The organism is Staphylococcus sp. GDY8P94P, from assembly GCF_017892255.1.
In the GTDB taxonomy this organism is placed as follows: Bacteria; Bacillota; Bacilli; order Staphylococcales; family Staphylococcaceae; genus Staphylococcus; species Staphylococcus cohnii.
The window spans coordinates 1-5,099 of sequence record NZ_JAESKU010000013.1; the positions used below are offsets into that span (position 1 = coordinate 1).

Sequence of the window (5,099 nt, forward strand, 5' to 3'; positions counted from 1 at the left end):
CTTAACACAAAAAGGTGTGAAGATTTCGTGGGGAACTTACTTTAAAACTGGAATAATCATTACTATTCCAGTCCTATTTGTAACACTCTTAGGTTTATACCTTACACTAATCATATTTTAAGAAAAGAGGCTTTAATTATGGATAAGAAAACAATTTATTTTATATGTACTGGTAACTCTTGTCGTAGCCAAATGGCTGAAGGTTGGGGAAAGGAAATATTGGGCAAAGATTGGAATGTCTATTCTGCTGGTATTGAAACACATGGTGTTAATCCTAAAGCAATAGAAGCTATGAAAGAAGTAGATATTGATATATCAAACCATACGTCAGACTTAATTGATAATGACATTTTAAAACAATCAGATTTGGTCGTAACGTTATGTAGCAATGCAGACAATAATTGTCCTATTTTACCACCAAACGTTAAAAAAGAGCATTGGGGTTTTGATGATCCAGCAGGTAAAGAATGGTCAGAATTCCAACGTGTTAGAGATGAAATAGGTAATACAATTAAAGATTTTAGTAAAAACATCAAGTAGATACTTGATGTTTTTTACTACTAGTTCACTGTTTTTAAACTTAATAAATTAATTGACAAGAATATTTACACACATTAAAATCGAATTACGATATCGTAATTCGATTTTAACTAAGGAGAGATATATTGAAAAGTAAAATACAACGAAAAATATTTTTAGGATTTATCTATATCCATATATTACATCATGCAAGTGAAGATAAAATATATGGGGCTTGGATGATTAAAGAATTAGAAGACCATGGATATGATATGAGTCCTGGTACCCTTTATCCAATATTCCATACACTAGAAAACGAGAACCTTTTAAAAAGTACAACGAAAACTGTAAATGGAAAAAGTAGAAAATACTATTCAATAACTCCAGAAGGTGAAAAGTTTTTAGAAGAATCTAGAGAAAAATTAAAAGAGTTAACTAACGAAATATAAGGAGATCTTTATGTATAAATATATAAACATTTTTTTGGTAGCATTAAAACTTGGTTTATTATCATTTGGTGGACCTACAGCCCATTTAGGCTATTTTTATGATGAATACGTAAAAAAAAGAAAATGGCTTGATGAAAAAGAGTACTCTGATTTGGTAGCACTGTGTCAGTTTTTACCTGGGCCAGCTAGTAGCCAAGTTGGTATTGGTATAGGAACTATAAGAGGAGGCATCGGCGGAGGTATTATCTCATTTATCGGATTTACAATCCCTTCTGTAATTATACTGATGATTTTTTCAACGTTATTTACAAATAGTGATGCGAATTTCACTTGGATGCAAGGTTTAAAACTAGTAGCTGTTGCTATTGTTGCCCAAGCAATTATAGGAATGGGAAAAAAATTAACAAATACTAAAACCACTATTGCATTGGCATTATTTGTTCTTATATTATCATTAGTAATAAATAATCTTTATATACAAGTCATTGCACTATCAATAACTGGTATATATGGTCTCATCTTTCTAAAACAAACTTCAACAGATAGAACTAAAACAAAAAACAAATCATTTAAGTTACCTAAAAAGTTAGGTTTTATTTCTTTATCATTATTCTTTTTACTATTAACTGTTTTACCTATAGCTAGTTCTATGACAAATAATCTATGGTTAAAAATGTTTGATAGTTTTTATAGGTCAGGTTCTTTAGTTTTTGGGGGAGGACATGTTGTTTTGCCTTTATTGAAAAATGAGTTTGTACCATCAGGATTAATATCACCCGATAACTTCATAACAGGTTATGCTGCTGCTCAAGCTGTACCCGGACCGTTATTTACGTTTGCTTCATATATTGGGATGTCTATAGAAGGTGTTGGAGGAGCAATACTGGCTACTATTGCTATTTTCCTACCAGCGTTTCTTTTGTTATTTGGAATTTTGCCATTCTGGGATAATATTAAATCTAATATTTATGCTGAAGGATTTTTAAAAGGAATAAGTGCAGGTGTAGTCGGTATTCTTATTGCTGCTTTTTATAACCCGATTTGGACTTCAACGATTAAATCAGAATTAGATTTTGCTTTAGCTAGCTCATTATTCGTATTCCTGGTGTATTATAAATTACCTTCCTGGTCTATTGTACTAATAGGCATTATAATAGGTATAATGTTTTACTAATCTTTCTCATTCATAATCAAAGAATAAATTTTATACCTGAATAATTCATAGTTTTACTAATAGTCTTTCCTAACATTGATTTAATAGTCTTTAAAGTATTCTGCTTCATCACCCATTAGGTGATGAAAAAAGAACCCCTTTCTGATTTAGCGGACAAATACTTTGACCTAATCTCAGAAGATATAAAAGAAAAAATAATAAAATATCCGATTTATACTTTGTATAAAGAACTAAAGTAGTTAGCAAATCATTTACAGCAAATCACTATGTTCCACATACCATTTTACATACTTACCTTATCCACGACACATGTTGAGATAGTATCGAAGATAAAGAAAGTTGCTCCATGTTGTTTTTGCGAGATGGGGAAATCAAAGCCACATTGACAACCATGATGAATAAGCTTGCTTTCAGTCATAAGCTAATCCTAGAACCACTTTTCAAGTCAGTTAGCCAAATCGATGAAGAAAGCGACCGTGAAAGAATGGACGCTATTGATAAGCTAATGGAGCAACTATTGGAAGAACGCAATACCCTTATTGCACTGATGTCCAAAGGTTTCCTAGAACCTGCTCTTTTTAATCAGGAACGAAATGTTTTAGATAGTGAGATTAAAAATCTTACTACCGAAAAAACAAACCTGGTAACGAACTCTGCGAGTGGGTTTTTGCGAGCAAACGAGATAAAGGACCTCATTAATTATGTGTCAGCAGATAATTTTAATGGTGACTACACGGAAGAACTATTTGAAGAATTTGTAGTGAACATCATTGTAAATTCCAGGGATGAGCTGACATTCAATTTGAAATGCGGTCTTTCCCTGAAAGAAAAGGTGGTGAGATAAATGGCATATATTCCATATGGATACAAAATTCAAGATGGAGTGGTTACTGTCGATGAAAAGGCAGCAGGTCAAGTAAAGGTATTCTTTGAGAAATACATATCAGGACTATCCCTTACAGTGGCTGGCGAACAGGCAGGTATTGAAAAGACACATTCTGTGATGGGGCGCATTTTGAAAAACGTCAACTACCTTGGAAATGATACGTATCCAGCAATTATTGATAAAGAGATATTTGATAAAGCTGAAGAAGTTAGAGATAAACGTGCAAAGGATTTAGGACGAGTGGTAGAGCTTGCCGCTTTCACCTCTCCCCCTCCCAAAGAACGATTCAAAATGAAAAAGGCAGATAATAAGATGCCAGTGGATCCTTTTGAACGAGCAGAATACTTATACAGTCTGATAGAAAGCGAGGAATAAAGTGACAGAGAAAAATATAATGGTTATTCCTGCTCGTAAAAGAGTAGGAAGTACAGCCGCAAAAGAAAAGATAAAGAAACTTCGTGTTGCTGCCTATTGCCGTGTTTCTACAGAAACAGAAGAACAAAATTCTAGCTATGAGGTTCAGGTCTCACACTATACAGAGTTTATAAAGAAAAATAATGAATGGGAGTTTGCTGGCATCTTTGCAGATGATGGTATCTCTGGTACGAACACTAAAAAGCGTGACGAATTTAATCGCATGATTGCAGAGTGTATGGACGGTAACATCGACATGGTTATTACAAAATCCATCAGCCGATTTGCGCGTAACACCCTAGACTGCCTTCAATACATTAGACAGCTCAAGGATAAGAACATATCAGTTTATTTTGAGAAAGAGAACATCAACACCACGGATGCCAAAGGTGAGGTTTTGCTGACTATTATGGCATCTTTGGCACAGCAGGAAAGCCAGAGCCTTTCACAAAACGTTAAGCTTGGGCTACAGTACCGATACCAACAAGGAAAGGTGCAGGTCAACCATAAGCGATTTATGGGCTACACGAAAGATGAAGATGGAAATTTAACTATTGTCCCCGAAGAAGCTGAGATTATCAAACGCATCTACCGAGAATACCTTGAGGGTCAGAGTCTAGTGGGCATTGGTCGAGCCCTTGAAAAGGATGGTATTTTAACAGCAGCGGGAAAACCAAGATGGCGACCAGAATCAGTTAAGAAGATACTTCAAAACGAAAAATACATCGGAGATGCCCTTCTGCAAAAGACTGTCACAGTAGATTTTCTGACCAAGAAACGAGTGAAAAATGAAGGGCATGTTCCCCAATATTATGTTGAAAATAGCCATGAAGCGATTATTCCTAAAGAGTTATTTTTGCAGGCGCAAGAAGAAATTCATCGGAGAAGCAATATCTACACAGGAGAAGGCAAGAACAAAAGAATTTACAGTAGCAAGTACGCTTTAAGTGCCATCACCTTCTGTGGAGATTGTGGCGATATTTATAGACGGGTCTATTGGAATATCCACGGAAGAAAAGAATTTGTCTGGCGATGCGTGACTAGAATCGAGCAAGGTCCTGAAGTTTGTAAGAACCGAACCGTAAAAGAAGATGAACTTTATGGTGCAGTAATGACTGCGATTAATAAGCTACTTGCAGGTGGGAACAATATGATAAAGACACTGGAAGAGAATATTCATGCTGTGATTGGCGAAACCACAGAATACCAAATTTCAGAGATTAACAACTCACTAGAGGAAAAACAAAAAGAACTAATCAAGCTGGCGAACAAGGGTCAAGACTATGACCACTTAGCAGATGAGATTGATGAGCTGAGAGACAAGCGACAGATCCTTTTAGTAGAAGATGCCTCCCTCAGTGGCGAGAACGAGCGAATCAATGAGCTGATTGAATTTATCCGCAAGAACAAATTCCGCACCTTAGAATATGATGATAAGCTTGTAAGGAAGATAATCCAGAGCGTTACAGTCTATGAAGGCCACTTCGTCATAGCCTTCAAATCTGGCATCGAAATGGAAATATGAAAACCAGAAGTAAATAGCCCATGACTCTACAGTAGAGTTGTGGGTTTTCTTTTGCTTGCTGATTATAATAATATTTTAATAACTATTGTGTTTATCAACCAAATGGTTTATAATATTCTTAGCGTAAACTTG

At 35.2% G+C, this 5,099-nt stretch carries 7 protein-coding genes; all 7 read left to right on the forward strand.

Going from position 1 to position 5,099, the window contains the following annotated elements; translation table 11 throughout:
* The coding region (locus tag KA926_RS08770; protein ID WP_204168006.1) for an ArsB/NhaD family transporter at window positions 1-121 on the forward strand (121 nt) is incomplete at its 5' end.
* 17 nt (window positions 122-138) lie between these two features.
* On the forward strand, window positions 139-540 hold the full coding sequence (arsC, locus tag KA926_RS08775; protein ID WP_025905229.1) for an arsenate reductase (thioredoxin): 402 nt from the start codon (window positions 139-141) through the stop codon (window positions 538-540).
* A 125-nt stretch (window positions 541-665) separates the two neighbouring features.
* The gene (locus KA926_RS08780) at window positions 666-968 is read left to right on the forward strand and encodes a PadR family transcriptional regulator (RefSeq protein WP_025905228.1); all 303 of its coding nucleotides are present in this window, start codon (window positions 666-668) and stop codon (window positions 966-968) included.
* A gap of 10 nt (window positions 969-978) precedes the next feature.
* Window positions 979-2,142, forward strand: a complete 1,164-nt coding sequence (gene chrA, locus KA926_RS08785; protein WP_025905227.1) for a chromate efflux transporter — start codon at window positions 979-981, stop codon at window positions 2,140-2,142.
* Window positions 2,143-2,488: 346 nt separating this feature from the next.
* Entirely contained in the window at window positions 2,489-2,986 is a 498-nt protein-coding gene (locus tag KA926_RS13970; protein ID WP_245335855.1) for a DNA recombinase, read from the forward strand.
* The gene (locus KA926_RS08795; protein WP_000323438.1) at window positions 2,987-3,403 is read left to right on the forward strand and encodes a recombinase; all 417 of its coding nucleotides are present in this window, start codon (window positions 2,987-2,989) and stop codon (window positions 3,401-3,403) included. It abuts the gene before it with no gap.
* Between the two features lies 1 nt (window position 3,404).
* Window positions 3,405-4,967 (forward strand): recombinase family protein, encoded by a 1,563-nt coding sequence (locus KA926_RS08800; RefSeq protein WP_000136908.1) that lies wholly within the window; start codon window positions 3,405-3,407, stop codon window positions 4,965-4,967.
* Window positions 4,968-5,099: the final 132 nt, after the last annotated feature.